Here is a 17,427-nt window from a genome sequence, read left to right on the forward strand (position 1 = left end):
CCTGTTCTCCTTCACCGTGCCGGTGGGGTCATTGCAGAGTGACGTAGCCGCCGTCGACCGGCAGCACCACGCCGGTGATCCAGGCCGCCGCCGCCGAGGCGAGGAAGATCGCGGCGCCCGCCATGTCGTCGGGGCCGCCGGTGCGCCCGAGCGGAGTGCTCGCGGCCGGGCTCGCCGCCGGATCCTCGAACGCGAACGAGGTCATCCGGGACTTCACGAAGCCGGGGGCGATGGCGTTGACCGTGATGTGCTCGGGCGCGAGCGTGCTCGCGAGGTGCCTGGTCAGCTGGTGCACCGCCGCCTTCGAGGCGGAGTAGGCGTAGGACTCCCACATCGGCACGTGCATGCCGTCCACCGACCCGATGTTGATCACGCGCGCGGGGGCGGCCGCGGTGGCCGACCGCTGCAGCAGCTCCAGGCAGGCGACGGTCAGGTGGAAGGGCCCCTTGAGGTTGACCGCGAGCACCTTGTCCCATCCGCTGTCCGGGTAGGACCGCAGCGGTGCGCCCCAGGTGGTGCCTGCGTTGTTGACGAGTACGTCGAGGTGGCCGACGTGCTCGGCGGCGGCCGCCGCCAGCGCGGCGCACCCCGCCGCGGTCGCGACGTCGCCGGGGACGGCGTGCGCGCGCTCGCCCAGTTCGGCGGCGAGCGCGTGGCACTCGTCGGCATTGCGCGCCGAGAGCAGCACACGCGCGCCCGCGGCGTGGAAGCCGCGCGCGATCATCTCGCCGATGCCCTTGGTGCCGCCGGTGACCAGGACGGTCCGGTCCGCCACGTCGAACAGGTGCGCGGCGGTCACTTGACCCCGTCCCGATCGCCCCAGCCCAGCTCGAGCCCGGCGAGGACGACCCGCCGGGTGTCGACGGGATCGATGATGTCGTCGAGGTACACGTGCGCGGCCGCCTCCCACGGGGCCGACTCGTCGAGCCAGTGCCCGGTCAGCTCGTCCTCGAGCGCGCGCCGCGCCGCGATTCCGCCCTCGGCCTCGGCGTCCTCCAGCCGCCGCCGATTGACGGTCTTGACCCCGATGTCGGGCGCCATGAACCCCAGCTGCGCCGAGGGCCAGGCGACCAGCAGATCCGGCTTGGTCGGGCGGCCGCCCATCGCGTAGTGCCCGCCCCCGTACGCCTTCCGGACGACGACGGAGACCTGCGGCACGGTCGCCCGCGCGAGCCGCGCGACCAGCCGCTCGTACCACAGCACGATGCCCTGGCGCTCGGCCTCGACACCGATCATGAGCCCCGGCACGTCCTGCAGGAAGACCAGCGGAAGGTTGAAGGTGTCGCACATGTCGGCGAAGCCGTGCAGCTTCTCCAGCGCCCGCGCGTCGAGCGCGCCCGCCCCGAACCGGGGCTGGTTGGCCAGGATGCCGACGGGCTGCCCGGCGACCCGGGCGAAGGCGGTGATGACGGCCTTGCCCGCCTCCGGCCGCCACGGGAGCACGGTGTCCGCGTCGACGACGGCGTCGATGACCTCCATCATGTCGTAGGCCTGCTTGGCCGCCGTCGGCACCACCTCGCGCAGCGTTGCCGCGGCGCGCAGGGGCTCCGCCGCGGGCGCCACCGGTGCCGGGCGCGCGGCATTGTTGGGCAGGTAGGACAGGAACGCCGCGATGGCGGCGAACGCCTCCTTCTCGGTGGGCACCACCAGGTGGGCGGTGCCGACCTCCTGCGCGTACTCCGGCCCGCCGAGGTCGTGGTCGCTGACCTTCTCGCCGATCGCGCCGGCCACCACCGAAGGCCCGGAGAGCGCGATCGACGACGACTCGGTCATCACGATCACGTGGGCGGTGCCCGCGTGCAGCGCCGAGTCGCCGTAGCCGGGGCCGAGCACCGCCGCGATCCGCGGGATCTCCGGGTACCCCGCCGGCACCTGCAGGAAGGTGCTGAAGTCGAAGGGCAGCCCGGAGAAGCGCCACCCCATCACGTCGGGGATGCGGCCGCCGTCGGCATCGCACAGCAGGATCAGCGGCAGGCCCTTGCGCGCCGCGATCTCCGCGATCCGGTTCTGCTTCTTCATGCTGATCGGGGCGGTGGTGCCTGCGAGCGTCGTCGCGTCGATGGCGATCACGCACACCAGCCTGCCGTCGATCCGGCCCCAGCCGGTGACCGCGCCATCGGCCGGGATCGGCCGCTCGTGCCGCAGTTCGGGCTCGGCCAGCAGGCCGATCTCGAAGAACGTCCCCGCGTCGAAGAGGCCGTCGATGCGCTCGCGGACGGTCAGGCGCCCGGAGGCGTGATGGCGCGCCACCTTGGCCGGGCCGCCCATGCCGAACGCGATCTCACGGCGGCGGTGCAGTTCGTCGAGGTGCTCGGCCATCGTTGCTGGCTGATCGGTCATGACCTTCCTGTCCACAAGCGGGTCGGGTGCGGGCGGGCGCACAGTGGTGGGTTCTGCCGCGCCACGCCCCGCGGGCGGAGGTGTGCAGTCGGCGGGAGCCGGGACCGCGAGTGCGGCCGGGCCAGAATTTACTTAACGATAAGTCAAATTCCGCGCCCGGTCAACGCTCCGGCGCGGCCGGGGCGGTCGGCTCAGGCGGGCTCGCCTGCCGGGAGCGGGAGGTCGGCGGGCCGCTCCAGCTCGCGCACCACGTCGAGGCGGTTGCCGACGAGGTGGCCGCCGCGCACCCGGTCGCCCTCGGTGTGCACCAGCCCGACGACGTGGAATCGGACCTCGCGCGCGCCGCGCTCCGCGCCGGTCTCGGGCAGGCCGCCGTCGTACGCGCCCACCTGCGTCACCCGGAACGCCACCGCCTCTCCCGCGGAGAACAGCACGTCGATGGTGCTGTTCGCGTCGCGCAGGCGCGGGCCCGCCGTACCGTCGTCGCGCCGCACCGTGCCGCCCGGCATGCCGTCGGCGATCCAGGCGCGGACCGCCGCCTCGGCGCGCGGATTCGCCGGGCGGGCCCGCTCGTCCCACGGCGCCGTCGCCGGGGCGGGCACCGGGATCGGGCCGCCCCCGGCCAGCTGCCGCCGCCGGGACAGGTAGTCCTGCTCGACGAAGTTCTCCAGCAGCCGGGTGCCGTCCCAGCGGTACAGGCCGATGCCGGACCAGGCCGCGCGCCGTCCGCCGTGCCGGATCGACGCACCGTGCTCGGAGAAGCGCAGGGCGAGCTCGCTGCCGTTGGTCACGATCTCGTGCACGGTGAGGCCGAGTCCGGGGAACTGCCGGAACTGCGCCGCGGCGGCGGGGACGTAGTGCTCGTCCCGGCCGCGCAGCACGTGCGCGCCCATGCGCAGGGTGTATCCGGGCGCCATGATCTGCGCGCAGACCGCGGTGTCGTGGCGGTTGGTGTACTCCACGACGTAGCGGCGCATCAGGGCGACGAAGGGCTCCATCGAAACTCCGTTCAAGGCGTGATAGCAGACAGCTATTTGCATGTCTGTGCTGGAAGAACCGCTCCGAAGTCGAAAGGCATTGTGCGGCCTCGGCGTCCATGTTAGTTTACCCACACCCATCTAACAAACGCACGTTAGATAAGTGTTTCCCAGGAGGTCAGAGCCATGATCAGTAGGCGGGAACTTCTCGACGCCTCGGACGAGACGATCGAGGACGCGGTCGGCTACGCGGATCCCATGGTGCTCCGGGGGCTGCTCTACCAGCTCACCGGAGACGAGAGCATCCGCGCGACCGGGACGGCGAAGGTCCCCTTCGGATTCCTGTCGCTGAACGCGGTCACGGCGGAGGAGGACGTCGCGCTGCTGCGCGTGAAGGCCGTCGCCTATCTGAAGGCGTACCGCGACGCCGGCGCGGGTGACGTCCCGATCGGCCCGGCGGAACGGCTGGTCGACAGCCTCGGCCTCACCGCGGGCGAGGAGATCCAGGCTGCGGACCTGGAGATGTGGCTCGAAGAGCTCGCGATCGACCCGTGGGCGCGGTCGCTGGAGTGGTCGAGGGAGCCGGACGCCGAGCGGGTGGAGGCGTTCTCGGTTGTCGTGATCGGCGCGGGCTTCGCCGGGCTGAACGCCGCGGTGCAGCTGAAGCGGGCGGGGCTGCGCTTCACCGTGCTGGAGAAGAATACGAGCGTCGGCGGCACCTGGTTCGCCAACCGGTACCCCGGGGTCCGGGTCGACACGCCCAGCCGCGGGTACAACCACGTCTTCGGCGCCGGCTACGAGCAGTCGAAGCCGTTCGCCGAGGGCGCGGAGAATCAGGCCTACCTGGACTGGGTGGCCGACGAGTTCGAAATCCGCGAGCACGTGCGGCTCGGCACCGAGGTCGTCTCGGCGGTCTGGAACGAGAGCGACGAGCACTGGGAGCTGACCGCGGACGGCCCCGAGGGCCGGACGGTCTACCGGGCGCGTGCCGTGCTGACCTGCGTCGGCTTCCTCGTCCGCCCGAAGCTGCCCACCATCAGCGGCCTGGAGACCTTCGAGGGTGCGGCGTTCCACTCCTCGCAGTGGCCCGCCGATCTGGACCTGGCGGGCAAGCGGGTGGCGGTGGTCGGCACCGGCGCCACCGGGTTCCAGCTGTCGGCGGCCGTGGCGGGCAAGGCCGCGCACACCTACGTCGTGCAGCGCACGCCGGACTGGTGCTACGAGCTGGAGGGCTACACCGCCACCTACCCGCCCCAGGTGCTGTGGCTGGATCGGAACCTGCCCTACCACAAGAACTTCGCGCGGTTCCAGGCGTCCTGGATCTACGGCCCCGAGGTGATCCTGAAGGTCTACACCCGCGATCTCGCCTACACCGGCGATCCCGACGCGCTGAGCGCGGAGAACAAGCTGGTGCTGGAGCAGCGCCGGGAGTTCATGCGGGCGAAGTTCGCCGACCGGCCGGACCTGTTGCAGGCGATGACGCCCGCGCATCCGCCGCTGTCCAGCCGCCCCATCCTGGTCGACTCGAACTACTCGCTCTACGACGCGCTGCTCCGGGACGACGTCTCGCTGGTCACCGGGGGCATCAGCGACATCGACGCGCACGGGTTCCGCGGCGGTGACGGGAAGTACCACGAGGTCGATGTCATCGTCTTCGCCACCGGCTTCAAGGCCAACGAATTCCTGTGGCCGATGGAGGTGCGCGGCCGCGACGGCAAGGCGCTCGCCGAGGTGTGGGAGCGCGACGGCGCGCGCGCCTACATCGGATCCATGGTCCCCGGGTTCCCCAATTTCTTCATGGTGTACGGCCCCAACACCAGCCCCACCTCGGGGCTGCACACGATCTCGACCATGGAGCTCGCGGGGCGGTTCGCGCTCGAGTGCATCCGCGGGCTCGTCGAGCAGGGCGCGGGCACGGTGGAGGTCTCCGACGAGGCGTACTGGCGGTACAACGAGGAGGTCGACCGGCGGGAGGCCGACAAGACCTGGCTCGATCACCGCGCCAACAACTACTACCGGAACGAGCACGGCCGCTCGTCGATCAACAACCCGATCGATGTCCGCGACATGTGGAAGTGGCTGCGCAGCCCGGTGGAGCCGAGGGCGGGCGTCGCGGTCTCCGAGGTCGTCAGCCCGTTCTTCGGACAGGATCTGATCGTCAAATGAGGACGCCGGATATCCGGGCTCGCGCCCGTTCCACCGAATCGAGGAGGACACCGTGTCGCTAGCAGGCAACAGGCAGCAGGCGCCGGGCAGGATCGGAGCACCCGAACTCTCGCTGGGGACCGATCCGCGCGCGGACCAGCGCATGGTGGCGGTGCTCGCGCAGCTGGGCATGGCGGCCAATGCCGCGCCCCCCGCGGTGCCCGCGAACGGTGCCCGCGCGGACCAGCTCGCCATGCTCGCCGGCATGGAGTCGGGCTTCGAGCAGGTCTACGAGGCGCTGTTCGCCGGGCTGGAGCCGATCGAGGGGCTGCGCTCCGAGCGGGTGACCATCGAGGGCACCGGCGGCAACGCGATCGAGCTGACGATCGACCGGCCCGCCGCCGCCACCGGGCCGCTGCCGTGCGTGTTCCACATCCACGGCGGCGGCATGGTGATCATGTCCGCCGCCGAGCCGAGCTACATCCGGCTCCGGCAGGAGATCGCGGTCCGCGGCGCCGTCGCCATCGGCGTGGAGTTCCGCAACGGCGCGGGGAAGCTCGGCGCGCACCCGTATCCGGCCGGGTTCGAGGACTGCAAAGCCGGGGTGCGCTGGGCGATCTCGAACCTGAGCGCGCTGGGCGGCTCCGGCCTCGTCGTGGCGGGCGACTCCGGCGGGGGCAACCTCGCGCTCGCGGTCGCCCTCGCCGCGAACCGGGAGGGCTGGGCCGGTGAGATCGCCGGCGTGCACGTGCAGTGCCCGTTCATCCACGGCCGCACCGGCACTCCGCCGCCGGAGCTGACGTCGCTGCGCGCCAACGACGGCTACTTCCTGAGCTTCGACCTGCTCCAGGTGATGGCCGAGGCGTACGACCCGGGCGGCAGCCATGCCGAGGAGGCGACCTGCTGGCCGTACCACGCGAGCGAGGACGACATGGCCGGGCTCCCGCCGCACGTCATCTCGGTCAACGAGCTGGATCCGGTGGCCGACGAGGGAATCGCCTACTACCGGCGGCTCGTTCGCGCCGGGGTCGCGGCCAGGGCTCAGCTCAATCTCGGGCTGTGCCACACCGGCGACATCATGTTCCCGGCGGCGCTGCCCGACGTCTACGCCGCGGCCATCGATGCGGTGGTGGGATTCGCGCGGTCCGTGGTGCCCGCCGCGCCCTGAGCCGGACGGCATCGCCGATGCGCCCCCGTAGACTTCGATATCCGTCGTCGTGACGACGCCGCGCGAGCCACAGACCAGGAGTGAGATGGCACAGCCGACCGGGCGGGCTTCCCGTCGCTCCCAGCGTGAGCGGAAGCCTCGGGAGGAGCGGTGGACCGAGCTGCTCGAGGTGGCCACGCGGGTCTTCTACGAGAAGGGGTACGAAGCCGCCTCGCTGCGCGACATCGCCGATCGCATGGGCATGCTCAAGGGCAGCCTCTACTACTACATCGAATCCAAGGACGACCTGCTCTTCGAGGTGATCACCGCGGTGCATCAGCGGGGCCTGGACGTGATCCGGCCGCTGGCCTCGGGGACCGGCTCACCGCTGGTGCGGCTGGAGCGGGTCGTCCGCGGGCACGTGGAGCACACCTGCCACAACCTCATCTCCACGACGGTCTTCCTGCACGAGCTGGGGGTGCTGTCGAAGGAGCGCCAGCGCATCGTTCTCGGCGAGCACTCCTACCAGGATGTCTTCCGGGGGCTGATCGCCGAGGCGCTCGACGCGGGCGAGGTGCGTTCCGAGGTCGACCCGCGCCTGGCGGCGCTGTCGATCCTCGGCTCGGCCAACTGGGTCTATCGCTGGTTCCGGCCGGACGGCCGCGATTCGGCGCACACGGTGGGGGCGAAATTCGCCGATATGGCGGTCCGGGGCATCGCGAGCGACGCGGGCTCGAGGGCGCTGACCGGCGCGGCCGGGCAGCTCGAGCCCTGACGATCCGCCGCGCGAAGCGCCCGGACATCGATCGACAAGGAGTTCTGGTGCAAGCACGCTACGGGATGCTCGACGTGTCGGTGGCGGACGGAGTCTCCGTCGTCACGTTGAACCGACCCGAGAAATACAACAGTCTGACCTCCGCCTTCTGGTCGGAGCTGCGGGTTCTGCTGGCCGATGCCGAGGCGGACGATTCGGTCCGGGTACTCGTCGTGCACGGCAGCGGTCCGTGCTTCTCCTCCGGTGGCGACATCGCGGGTTTCGGCGCGCTGGACGACGTGCCGGCGCGCCGCGCCTACCAGGAGGACGCCTTCGCGGCGTTCAAGGCCTGGGAGCGCTTCGCGAAGCCGACCATCGCCGCGGTGCACGGCTACGCCCTCGGCGGCGGCTGTGAGCTGACCATGGTCACCGACATCGTGGTCGCGGACACCACGGCCCGGTTCGGGGTCCCGGAGGCGAGCGTCGGGCTGATGCCGGGGCTCGGCGTGGTGCGGGGCCGGGCCAACACCTCGCTGCACTGGATGAAGTACCTGATCTTCACCGGTGAGCGGATCGGCGCCGAGGACGCCAGGCTGGCCGGGCTGGTGAACATCGTGACCCCGGAGGGCGAGCACCTGCGCGCGGCGCTGCGGATCGCGGAGCAGGTGGCGACCAAGCCCGCCACGGCGCTGCGGGTCGCCAAGCGCATCCTGAACCGCGGCAGCGAGGAGGGCTACGACTACGCGCTGGAGGCGACGGCGCTGCTGCACGGCACCGCCGACCAGAGCGAGGGCGTCGCGGCCTTCCGGGAGAAGCGGGCTCCCCGCTTCGAGGATCGGTGAGGTGATGGCGACGACGGCACCCCGCGCGGAGCACGCGCGCGACGAGACGACGACCGCGGCACGGAACGAACCGGCCCGCGGCGGCCCGCTGGCCGGGCTGCGGGTAGTCGAGCTGGCGGGGATCGGGCCCGGCCCGCACACCGCGCAGATCCTGGCCGACCTCGGCGCCGACGTGGTGCGGGTGGACGGCCCGCCCGGCCGGTCGCTGCGCATCGGCGACCGGAGCCGCCCCGACCACGGGCTGCGGAACCGGCGCTCGATCGTCGCCGACCTGAAGACCGCGGACGGCCTCGAGGCGGTGCTGCGGCTGGTCGAGCGGGCGGACGTCCTGCTGGAGGGGATGCGGCCCGGGGTCGCCGAGCGGCTCGGGATCGGCCCGGAGCGCGTGACGGAAGCCAACCCGGGGCTGGTCTACGCCCGGGTGACGGGATGGGGCCAGGACGGCCCCTTCGCGACCACCGCGGGCCACGATCTCAACTACATCAGCGTCACCGGCGCGCTGCACGCCATGGGGCGCGCGGGTGAGCCGCCCGCGCCGCCGCTGAACCTGGTCGGCGACTACGGCGGCGGCTCGATGCTGGCGCTGGCCGGCATTCTGGCCGCGCTGTACGAGCGCGCGAGCTCGGGGCGGGGGCAGGTGATCGACGCGGCCATGGTGGACGGCGTCGCCCTGCTGAACCAGCCGCTGTTCGCGCTGCGCGCCACCGGCGGCTGGACCGACGAACGCGCGGCCAACGTCCTGGACGGCGGCGCTCCCTTCTACGACACCTACCGCTGCTCCGACGACCGCTTCGTGGCGGTGGGCGCGCTCGAACCGCAGTTCTTCGCCGTCCTGCTGGCCACGCTGGGAATCGAACCCGGCGCGATCGAGCAGTACGACCGGGCAGGCTGGCCCGCTCTGCGGGCGCGGTTCCGCACGATCTTCGGATCGCGCACCAGGGACGAGTGGGCGGCCACCTTCGCGGGCACCGACGCCTGCGTCACGCCGGTGCTCTCCTACGGCGAGGCGGCGGGCCATCCGCACCTGGCCGCCCGTGGGACCGTCGCCGAGATCGGCGGGGTGACCCAGGCGGCCCCGGCCCCGCGGTTCTCCCGCACCCCCGCGCCCGCCCCGCGGCCACCGGTCCCGACCGGCTCGGCCACCGCCGCCGATGTTCTGCGAGACTGGCGGAACAGGGCTGTGGCAACCCCGGAGCAGCGGCGCTGACCTCGTTCTCGAGCCGCTGACGGAGCGCCGGGCGTATCCGGTGCGAATCCTTGACCGGCTCCAGAATTCGACTTACCATTAAGTAAAATCAGGAGAGGAGGTGGGTGGTGCCCGCACCGCACGGAGCACGCCGCCGGCCTCGGGTCCGGCGATGAGGGCCGGGCTCTACCTCGATCTCCGCAATCCCGGCGGCACGGGCTGGCCCGCCCTCTACGAGCGCGCGCTGCGCACCATCGAGGAGGGCGAGCGGCACGGCGCCCGTTCGGTCTGGCTGACCGAGCACCACGGGTTCGCGGACGGGTACCTGCCGCAGCCCCTCACCTTCGCCGCGGCGGTGGCGGCCCGGACGAGCTCGATCCGGATCGGCACCGCCGCGACGCTGGTCACCCTGCGCGATGCCGTCCACCTCGCGGAGGAGGCCACGGTCGTGGACCTGCTCAGCGGGGGGCGGCTGGACCTGGGGCTCGGCGCCGGGTACCTGCCGGACGAGCGCGAGCTGCTCGGCAGGCCGGAGGCGCCGACGGTGCGCACGTTCTTCGAGGCCATCACCGCCGTCACGGCCGCGCTCGGCTCGGCGGCGATCACGCCGCAACCCGTGCAGTCGCCGCTGCCGATCTGGGTCGCCTGCGGCGGCCCGCTCGGCGTGCGGGCCACCGGGCGCCGCGGGCTGCGGCTGCTCTCGGCCGATCGCGACCGGGAAGCGGCCTACCTGCGGGCCTTCCGCGCGGCCGGGCACGACGCCGCGGCGGCGGAGATGGCGGGGCCGGTCAACATCTTCCTGAGCGAGGAGCCCGGCCGGGTCGCGCCGATCGTGGAGCGCTCCTACGAATACCTGTGGCAGACCTACCGGGACCGGGCGCGGCGCGCGGGCGCGCGGGCGCCCGTCCCCGTCGGCGCGCCGGAGGCGCGGGCGGGCGGACTCGGGCGCGGCATGAGCGGGCTGGTCATCGCCACACCGGACGAGGCGGCGCGGCTGGTGCGCGAGCACTACGCCGGTGGGCTGGTGACCGAGATCTTCACCTGGTCCCTGCTGCCCTTCGTGCCGCCGGACCTCATGGCGGCCCACGTCGAGCTCTGGTGCTCGGCGTTCGGCCGCCTGATCGCAGACATCTGACAACCAAGGAGGTGTGCCCGATGGATCGCCAACGGCACTCGGGTTTCGTCCAGCTGACCCAGGAACAGCAGGCGCTCGCCGAGCTCGGCTACGAGCTCGGCAAACGTTTCGAGGACCGTCGCTTCGACGACCTGGCGGCCACGGCCGAGCAGTGGGAACTCGTGCGCAAGGCCGGGATCACCGGGCTCGCCATCCCGCCGCGGTACGGCGGCGACGGCGACTTGTTCGACCTGTGCCTGGCCATCGAGCGCATCGCGGCGGGCGGCCTGCCCTGCGGGCGGCTGGTCATCTCGCAGGGCGTGGCGGCGAGCATCCTCGCCGGGCACGGCAGCGACGCCCAGCGCGCGGAGTGGCTGCCCCGGATCGCCGACGGCTCGGCGCGCTTCTGTTTCGCGATGACCGAGGCCGGGGCCGGATCGAACCTGAACCGGATGAAGACCAGGGCCCGCCGCACCGCTGAGGGCTGGAGCATCAGCGGGGAGAAGACCTACATCTCCGCCATCGACGACTCGGAGGCGGTGGTCCTCGCCGCCAAGGACGAGGAGACCGGCGGCATCACCCTGTTCCTGCTGCCGCTCCCGCACCCGGGGATCGCGCTGACGCCGGTCGAGCTGGAGCTGGCCACCTTCGAGCGGCAGTGGACCGTCCACCTGGACAACGTCTCGGTCGGGGCCGACGCCGTGGTCGGCACGGTCGGCGCCGGGAACAAGGCGCTGTTCGACGGGTTGAATCCGGAGCGGCTCGCGGTGGCCGGGCAGGCCATCGGCATGGGCCGCTGGTCGCTGGCCAAGGGGATCGAACACGCGAAGAGCCGGGTGGTCTTCGACGTCCCGATCGGGCAGCACCAGGGTGTCCAGCATCCGCTCGCCGAGGCCTGGGTGCGGCTGGAGGCCGCCTGGATGCTGACCCAGCGGGCGGCCGAGGCCGCCGCGGCGGGCATCGCAGGCGCGGGCACGATGTGCAACGCGGCCAAGGTCGCCGCCTGCGACGCCGGGCTCGCCGCCGCCGACGCGGCGCTGCAGGCCTTCGGCGGCAGCGGCTTCACCAGCGAGTCGATGGTCTACCAGCGCTATGCGCACCTGCGGCTCAACCAGACCGTCCCGGTGGCGCGGGAACTCGCGCTCAACCACATCGCGTCGTCGGCACTCGGCCTGCCGCGCTCGTACTAGGAGGAGCTCCGATGGACTACAGCGACGTCGTTGTACTCGGCGGCCGCCGCACCCCGTTCGGCAAGTTCGGCGGCGCGCTGCGCGCCGTTCCGAGCGTGCAGCTGGCAGCCTTCGCGCTGGACCGGGCCCTCGCGGCGACCGGCGTGCGACCGGACCAGGTCGACAGCACCTATCTGGGCGTGACCACGCCGTCCGAGGTCGCGCTGGACGGGACCATCCCGGCCCGGGTCGCCGCGGTGCGCGCGGGCATCCCGGTCGATCGGGTCTCGCTGACCATCGACCGGGCCTGCTGCTCGTCGATGACCGCGGTCGCGATGGCGGCGAAGGACATCGCCTCCGGCGAGGCGCGGGTGGTGGTGGCGGGCGGCACCGACAACATGGGCCGGGCGCCGCTGCTGGTGCCGTCGGACGTGCGCTGGGGGCTGCGCCGCGGCGCCCCGGTGCTCAAGGACCCGATGTCCGACCCGGGGGCCGATATCGGCGGCAACCCCGTGGCCTACGACGCCGGCGCGGTCGCCGAGGAGTTCGGGATCGACAGGGACCGCACCGACGAGTGGGCCCTGCGCTCGCACCAGCGCTACTTCGCAGCGCTGGACCGGGGCTTCTTCGACGAGGAGATCATCGCCTACGCCGACGATTCCGCGACGCTGGACCGCGACGAACTGCCCCGGCGCGATAGCTCCCTGGCGAAACTCGGCGCGCTGGCCTCGGTGCTCGGCACCCGCCTCGTGACCGCGGGAACCGCGCCCGGCCAGGACACCGGTGCCGCCTTCGTGGTACTCGCCAGCCGGGCCTTCGCCGAGGAGCACGGGCTGCGGCCGCTGGCCACGATCGCGGCGACCGCGAGCATCGCGCGGCCGACCCGCGAGGTGGCGATCGCGCCCGCGGAGGCGATCGAGACCGTGCTCAGCCGTGCCGGGTGGGGGCTGGACGAGGTCGACGCGATCGAGATCAACGAGGCGTTCGCCTGCGTCCCGCTGGCCTCCGCGGCCGTCCTGGAGAAGAACACCGGCGTGCCCGCGTCGGAGATCCTGGCGCGGACCAACGTCAATGGCGGCGCGGTGGCGATCGGGCATCCGGCGGGCGCCAGCGGCGCCCGGCTGGTGCTGACCCTCGCCAGGCAGCTGGCGGCGCGGGGCGGTGGCCGCGGGGCCGCGGCGATCTGCGGCGGCCTGGCGCAGGGCGACGCCGTCGCCCTGCGCGCGGAGCACGGCACCGGCGGGAAGGACCTCTGACCATGGGCGGCATCAGCGACTGGCCGGAATTCAACGCCCGCTACGCTCCGGCGAGCCCGGCGATCGTGTTCGGCGGCCGCACGGAGACCTGGGCCGAATTCGAGCACGCGGTGGCCCACATCGCAGGCGGACTGCGCCGCAACGGCGTGCGGCACGGTGACCGGGTGGGCATCCTCGCCCAGAACCACCCGCACTACCTGCACGTGGTGCTCGGCGCGGCGCGGATCGGCGCGGTGATCGTCCCGCTGAACATCCGGCTCTCGGTCACCGAACTGCGGTATCAGATCACGCACAGCGGCCTGGTCTGGCTCTTCCGGGACGCGTCGTTCGCGCGGACGGCGGCCGGGTTCGAGGATCTGATCCCGGCCGCGCGCAGCACGGAGATCGACGGGCCGTCCATGGCCGAGCTGCTCGGCGGCGACGGGGTTCGCGCGGCGGCCGACGTCACCCCGGACGACCCCGTCGCCATCCTGTACACCAGCGGAACCACCGGGCTGCCCAAGGCCGCGGTGCTCACGCACCGCAACGTGGCGGCGGTGGCGGAGGCCTCCGGCCGCTGCGACAGCGTCGGCAGCGACGACCGCGTCCTGATCGCCGTCCCGCTCGCCTTCACCGGGCCGCTGCTGCCGACGGCCATGCCGTTCGTGGCGGCGGGGGCAAGCATCCTGCTGGCCAAGGAGGCGCACATCGACGACATCTTCGACGCCATCGAGCGGCAGCGCGTGACGGTGCTGTCCCAGGTTCCGCTGGTCTACCAGAAGATGGAGCAGCACCCGCGGTTCCGGAGCGCGGAGCTGTCCGGGTTGCGCAGCGCGCGCAGCGGCGGCTCGCCGATCCCCGAGTCGCTGATCGCGCGCTGGCAGGAGCGCGGGGTGGCGCTGGTCGGCTCGTACGGGCTCACCGAGGCCTCCGGGCTGGCGCTGCAGCTGCCTGCCGCCGAGGCGAGCCGCAAGATCGGCTCCGCGGGCGTTCCGATCCTGCACCACCAGATCCGGGTGCTCGACGCGGACGGCCGCGAGTGCGCGCCGGGCCGGGTCGGCGAGCTCCAGGTGCGCGGCCCCGCGGTGATGTCGCACTACCTGAACGACGAGCAGGCCACCGCGGCCGCCTTCGACGGTGAGTGGCTGCGCACCGGCGATCTGGTGGAGCTGGACGACGAGAACTTCGTCAAGATCGTGGACCGGAAGAAGGACATGCTCATCTCCGGCGGGCTGAATGTGTACCCCGCCGAGATCGAGCGGGTGCTCGCCGGCCATCCGCATGTCCTGGAAGTCGCGGTCGTCGCGACGCGGGACGAGAAATTCGGCGAGCGGCCGGTGGCGGTCGTCGTCTCGGACAAACCGGAGCTGACGCTCTCCGACCTGGAGCCGGTACTGGCCGAGCTCGCGGACTACAAACGTCCGGTCCGGCTCGAAGTGGTCGACGAACTCCCGCGCACCATGAGCGGAAAGGTCATCCGGCGCGCGCTGGCCGAGCGGTATCACGAGCCTGCGCAGCGCGGTAGTTCACAGCACGCATGACGACGCATCGAAGAATCGAAGGTGAGTAGGGACATGGTGAAGACAACGCTCGTGGTCGGCGCGGGCACGATGGGCAACGGCATCGCGCAGGTTCTCGCGCAGGCGGAGAAGGAGGTGCGGCTCGTCGACGTGACCGACGAGGCGCTGCGGCGCGGCCTGGATGCCATCGAGTCCAGCCTGGGCAGGCTGGTGAAGAAGGGCAGGATCACGGCCGACGAATCGGCGGCGGCCCGCGACCGGATCGTGCCGTCGACCGACCTGGAGGCCGCGGCCGGGGGAGTGGACTACGTGATCGAGTCCGTGCCGGAGGAGCTGGAGCTGAAGCGGGAGGTCATGGCCCGGCTGGACGCCGTCGCGCCGGAGCACGCCGTCTTCGCGACCAACACCTCGCAGTTCGGGATCAGCGCGATCGCCTCGGCGACCGCGCGGCCGGACCGGGTCATCGGCACCCACTGGTTCAATCCGCCGCCGATCATGAAGCTCATCGAGATCGTCCGCGGCATCGGCACCTCCGCCGAGACGCTGGCCACCACCAGGGAACTCGCCGCGGCCTGCGGCAAGGAGACGATCGTCTGCCAGAAGGAGAACCAGGGCTTCGTCACCTCGCGGCTGATCCTGCTGTTCAACCTCGAGGCCATGCGGATCGTCGAGGAGGGGATCGCCTCGGTCGAGGACGTCAACAAGGCCTGCGTGCTCGGCTTCAACCACGCGATGGGCCCGCTGGACACCCTCGACCTCGGCGGGCTGGACACCACGCTCTTCGCCGCCGAGGCCATGACCCACCACTACGGCGACCGCTTCCGCGCGCCGCAGCTGCTGCGCTCGCTGGTGAACGCGGGCCGCCTCGGCCGCAAGTCCGGGCACGGGCTCAGCGACTACCGGGAAGGGCAGTCGTCGTGAGCGATCCGCTGGTGCTGCTCGAGGTCGCCGACGGCGTGGCGACGGTCCGGTTCGACCACCCGCCGGTCAACGCGCTCAGCGGCGAGGTGCTGACCGCGCTGACGGCGGTGGTCGATCGGCTGGAGGCCGACGAGGCGATCCGCGCGGCGGTGCTCACCGGCACCGGGACCAAGGCGTTCGTCGCAGGCGCCGACATCAGCGAGTTCGCGGAGATGATCGAGCGGGGCACGATGCCCGCCCGCGCCGCCTCCAGCCGCCTGCTCTTCGATCGCATCGAGGCGCTGCCGATCCCGGTGCTCGCCGCGGTGCAGGCGAGCGCCGTCGGCGGCGGCCTCGAGCTCGCCCTGCTCTGCGATGTCGTGATCGCCTCCGAGCGGGCCAAGTTCGGGCTCACCGAGACGAAGCTGGGGCTGATCCCCGGCGGCGGCGGCACCCAGCGGCTGAGCCGCAAGATCGGCATCGGCGCCGCGAAGTACCTGCTGCTCTCCGGCCGGGTGATCCCGGCGGCGGAGGCGCTGCGGCTCGGGCTGATCGAGCAGACGGCGCCGCCGGAGCAGGTGCTGGAGACCGCGCTCGCGCTCGCGCGCGAGCTCGCCGCGCTGCCCGCGGTGGCCGTGCAGGCCGCCAAGGCCGCGATCGACCTCGGCACCCGCCTCCCGCTCGCCGACGGCCTCGACCTGGAGCGCGAGGTCTTCCTGGAGACCTTCGACTCCGACGATTTCCGGCTCGGCTTCGCCGCCTTCCTGAACAAGCAGCCCGCGACGTTCAACTCCGTCGCCTACCGGCGCCCGCGGTGAGCGGTCCGGCGCTCGCGGGGCAGTGGGGTGCGTTGCAGCCGTGGGTGGCGGCGGCGCTCGGCGGCGACGTCGTCGACGTGGTGCGGCTCTCCGCGGGCAACTCGCGGACGTCGTGGAAGGTCGGTGCGCGCGGCGCCGACGGCATCGTGCGCCGGTACGTCGTGCGCCACGAGCCCGGCTCCGGGCCGCTGAGCGGAACGCCGCTGAACCTCGGGCGCGAGCAGGTGGTCTACGCGGCGCTCGCGGACCGGGGCGTCGCGGTGCCGCGGCTGCGCGCGGTGCGCCCCGGCGGGGACGCGCTGATCACCGATTTCGCCGCGGGCGACGACCGCTGGGAGCCGCGGCTGCTGGAGCCGTACCTGCGCGAGCTCGGCGCGCTGCACGCGGTCCCGGTGGACGACCTCGCGCTGCCCGGCTTCGCCCGCTCCTCCCGCGCCGATCTCGAGCTCTGGTGGGAGGTGCACGACCGGAAGGCGGCGACCGTGTCGCCGCTGGTCGAGATCGCGCACCGGGTGCTGCTCGACTGCCACCCCGGCGAGATCGAGCCGGTGCTCTGCCACGGCGACGCCGGGCCGGCGAACTTCCTGCACGACGGGGAGCGCGTCACCGCCCTGCTGGACTGGGAGTTCTCCCACCTCGGCGACCCGCACGACGACCTGGCGTGGATCAGCGTGCGCGCGTGGATGTTCGGCGTCGATCTTCCCGACTTCGCGGAGCGGGTGCGCGGCGGCTACCGGCCGCCCGCGGGCACCGCGCTCGACTCCGCGCGCTTCGCCTACTGGCAGGCGGTGGTGCTGCTGCGCAACCTGATCGTGGTGCTCTCCGCGATCGAGAACGGCGAGCCGGGCCGCACCCGCTTCGTGCACCTGTCGCTGCGGCCGACGCTGGAGTGGGTGCTGGCGGCGAAGGTCGCCGAGGTGGCAGGCTTCGCCCCGCCCGCACCACCCCCCGCCCCGGCGGACGGCCCGGCGCGGCCGGGCGGCCACCTGCTGGACGAGATCACCGCCGGGCTGGCCGAGCTGCTGCCCGCGGTCGCCGCGGATCCGGACGCCACGCGCCGGGTGCGGCTGATGCGGCGGCTCGCCGGCCAGCTCGCCGCCACCTGGAATGTGCGGGTGCCGCCGCCGCCCGGCGAGTACGCGGACGCCACCGCCGAGCAGCGGCTGCGCGAACTCGCCGCCGTCGCCGCCGCCGAGCTGAGCGTGCTCCCGCGCTCGGCCCGGATGGCCGCGACCGCGCTGCCGACACTGTGACCGACACGAATCGCGAAGAGGGACCGA

General features: G+C 72.6%; 15 protein-coding genes. 12 read left to right on the plus strand and 3 right to left on the minus strand.

All coding sequences use genetic code 11. The features are described from left to right. Window positions 1-28 precede the first annotated feature (28 nt). The 3 genes from NH2_RS08445 to NH2_RS08455 form a co-directional block, all read right to left on the minus strand. Window positions 29-799, minus strand: coding sequence for a glucose 1-dehydrogenase (locus NH2_RS08445; protein ID WP_067650809.1), 771 nt, complete (start codon window positions 797-799; stop codon window positions 29-31). Next, window positions 796-2,340, minus strand: coding sequence for an acyl-CoA carboxylase subunit beta (locus NH2_RS08450; RefSeq protein ID WP_084505331.1), 1,545 nt, complete (start codon window positions 2,338-2,340; stop codon window positions 796-798). Before NH2_RS08450 ends, NH2_RS08445 begins: the two co-directional genes overlap by 4 nt. A 191-nt stretch (window positions 2,341-2,531) precedes the next feature. Further along, window positions 2,532-3,338 (minus strand): ester cyclase, encoded by an 807-nt coding sequence (locus tag NH2_RS08455; RefSeq protein ID WP_067650815.1) that lies wholly within the window; start codon window positions 3,336-3,338, stop codon window positions 2,532-2,534. Between the two features lie 165 nt (window positions 3,339-3,503). Between NH2_RS08455 and NH2_RS08460 the strand changes: the two genes are divergently transcribed. The 12 genes from NH2_RS08460 (at window position 3,504) to NH2_RS08515 (ending at window position 17,400) form a co-directional block, all read left to right on the plus strand. Next, window positions 3,504-5,483, plus strand: coding sequence for a flavin-containing monooxygenase (locus NH2_RS08460; RefSeq protein WP_084505333.1), 1,980 nt, complete (start codon window positions 3,504-3,506; stop codon window positions 5,481-5,483). Window positions 5,484-5,535: 52 nt separating this feature from the next. Further along, entirely contained in the window at window positions 5,536-6,630 is a 1,095-nt protein-coding gene (locus NH2_RS08465; protein ID WP_067650818.1) for an alpha/beta hydrolase fold domain-containing protein, read from the plus strand. An 85-nt stretch (window positions 6,631-6,715) separates the two neighbouring features. Continuing rightward, window positions 6,716-7,384, plus strand: coding sequence for a TetR/AcrR family transcriptional regulator (locus NH2_RS08470; protein ID WP_084505335.1), 669 nt, complete (start codon window positions 6,716-6,718; stop codon window positions 7,382-7,384). 47 nt (window positions 7,385-7,431) lie between these two features. Next, on the plus strand, window positions 7,432-8,205 hold the full coding sequence (locus tag NH2_RS08475) for an enoyl-CoA hydratase/isomerase family protein (protein ID WP_157103661.1): 774 nt from the start codon (window positions 7,432-7,434) through the stop codon (window positions 8,203-8,205). 4 nt (window positions 8,206-8,209) lie between these two features. After that, window positions 8,210-9,412, plus strand: coding sequence for a CaiB/BaiF CoA transferase family protein (locus NH2_RS08480; RefSeq protein ID WP_084505429.1), 1,203 nt, complete (start codon window positions 8,210-8,212; stop codon window positions 9,410-9,412). Between the two features lie 151 nt (window positions 9,413-9,563). Continuing rightward, window positions 9,564-10,526, plus strand: coding sequence for an LLM class flavin-dependent oxidoreductase (locus NH2_RS08485; RefSeq protein ID WP_067650826.1), 963 nt, complete (start codon window positions 9,564-9,566; stop codon window positions 10,524-10,526). 20 nt (window positions 10,527-10,546) lie between these two features. Next, window positions 10,547-11,695 carry an acyl-CoA dehydrogenase family protein gene (locus NH2_RS08490; RefSeq protein WP_067650828.1) on the plus strand — a complete coding sequence of 383 codons (1,149 nt, stop codon included), beginning with the start codon at window positions 10,547-10,549 and terminating at the stop codon, window positions 11,693-11,695. Between the two features lie 11 nt (window positions 11,696-11,706). Beyond that, window positions 11,707-12,930 carry a thiolase family protein gene (locus tag NH2_RS08495; protein WP_067650830.1) on the plus strand — a complete coding sequence of 408 codons (1,224 nt, stop codon included), beginning with the start codon at window positions 11,707-11,709 and terminating at the stop codon, window positions 12,928-12,930. Between the two features lie 2 nt (window positions 12,931-12,932). After that, complete coding sequence (locus NH2_RS08500) at window positions 12,933-14,450, plus strand: AMP-binding protein (RefSeq protein ID WP_067650833.1); 1,518 nt, start codon at window positions 12,933-12,935, stop codon at window positions 14,448-14,450. Window positions 14,451-14,483: 33 nt separating this feature from the next. Beyond that, on the plus strand, window positions 14,484-15,350 hold the full coding sequence (locus NH2_RS08505; RefSeq protein WP_067650835.1) for a 3-hydroxyacyl-CoA dehydrogenase family protein: 867 nt from the start codon (window positions 14,484-14,486) through the stop codon (window positions 15,348-15,350). Continuing rightward, window positions 15,347-16,147, plus strand: coding sequence for an enoyl-CoA hydratase/isomerase family protein (locus NH2_RS08510; protein WP_067650836.1), 801 nt, complete (start codon window positions 15,347-15,349; stop codon window positions 16,145-16,147). Before NH2_RS08505 ends, NH2_RS08510 begins: the two co-directional genes overlap by 4 nt. Then, on the plus strand, window positions 16,144-17,400 hold the full coding sequence (locus NH2_RS08515) for a phosphotransferase family protein (protein WP_067650839.1): 1,257 nt from the start codon (window positions 16,144-16,146) through the stop codon (window positions 17,398-17,400). The genes NH2_RS08510 and NH2_RS08515 overlap by 4 nt, the downstream gene beginning before the upstream one ends. Window positions 17,401-17,427 lie beyond the last annotated feature (27 nt).

The organism is Nocardia harenae NBRC 108248 (genome assembly GCF_001612885.1).
In the GTDB taxonomy this organism is placed as follows: Bacteria; Actinomycetota; Actinomycetes; order Mycobacteriales; family Mycobacteriaceae; genus Nocardia; species Nocardia harenae.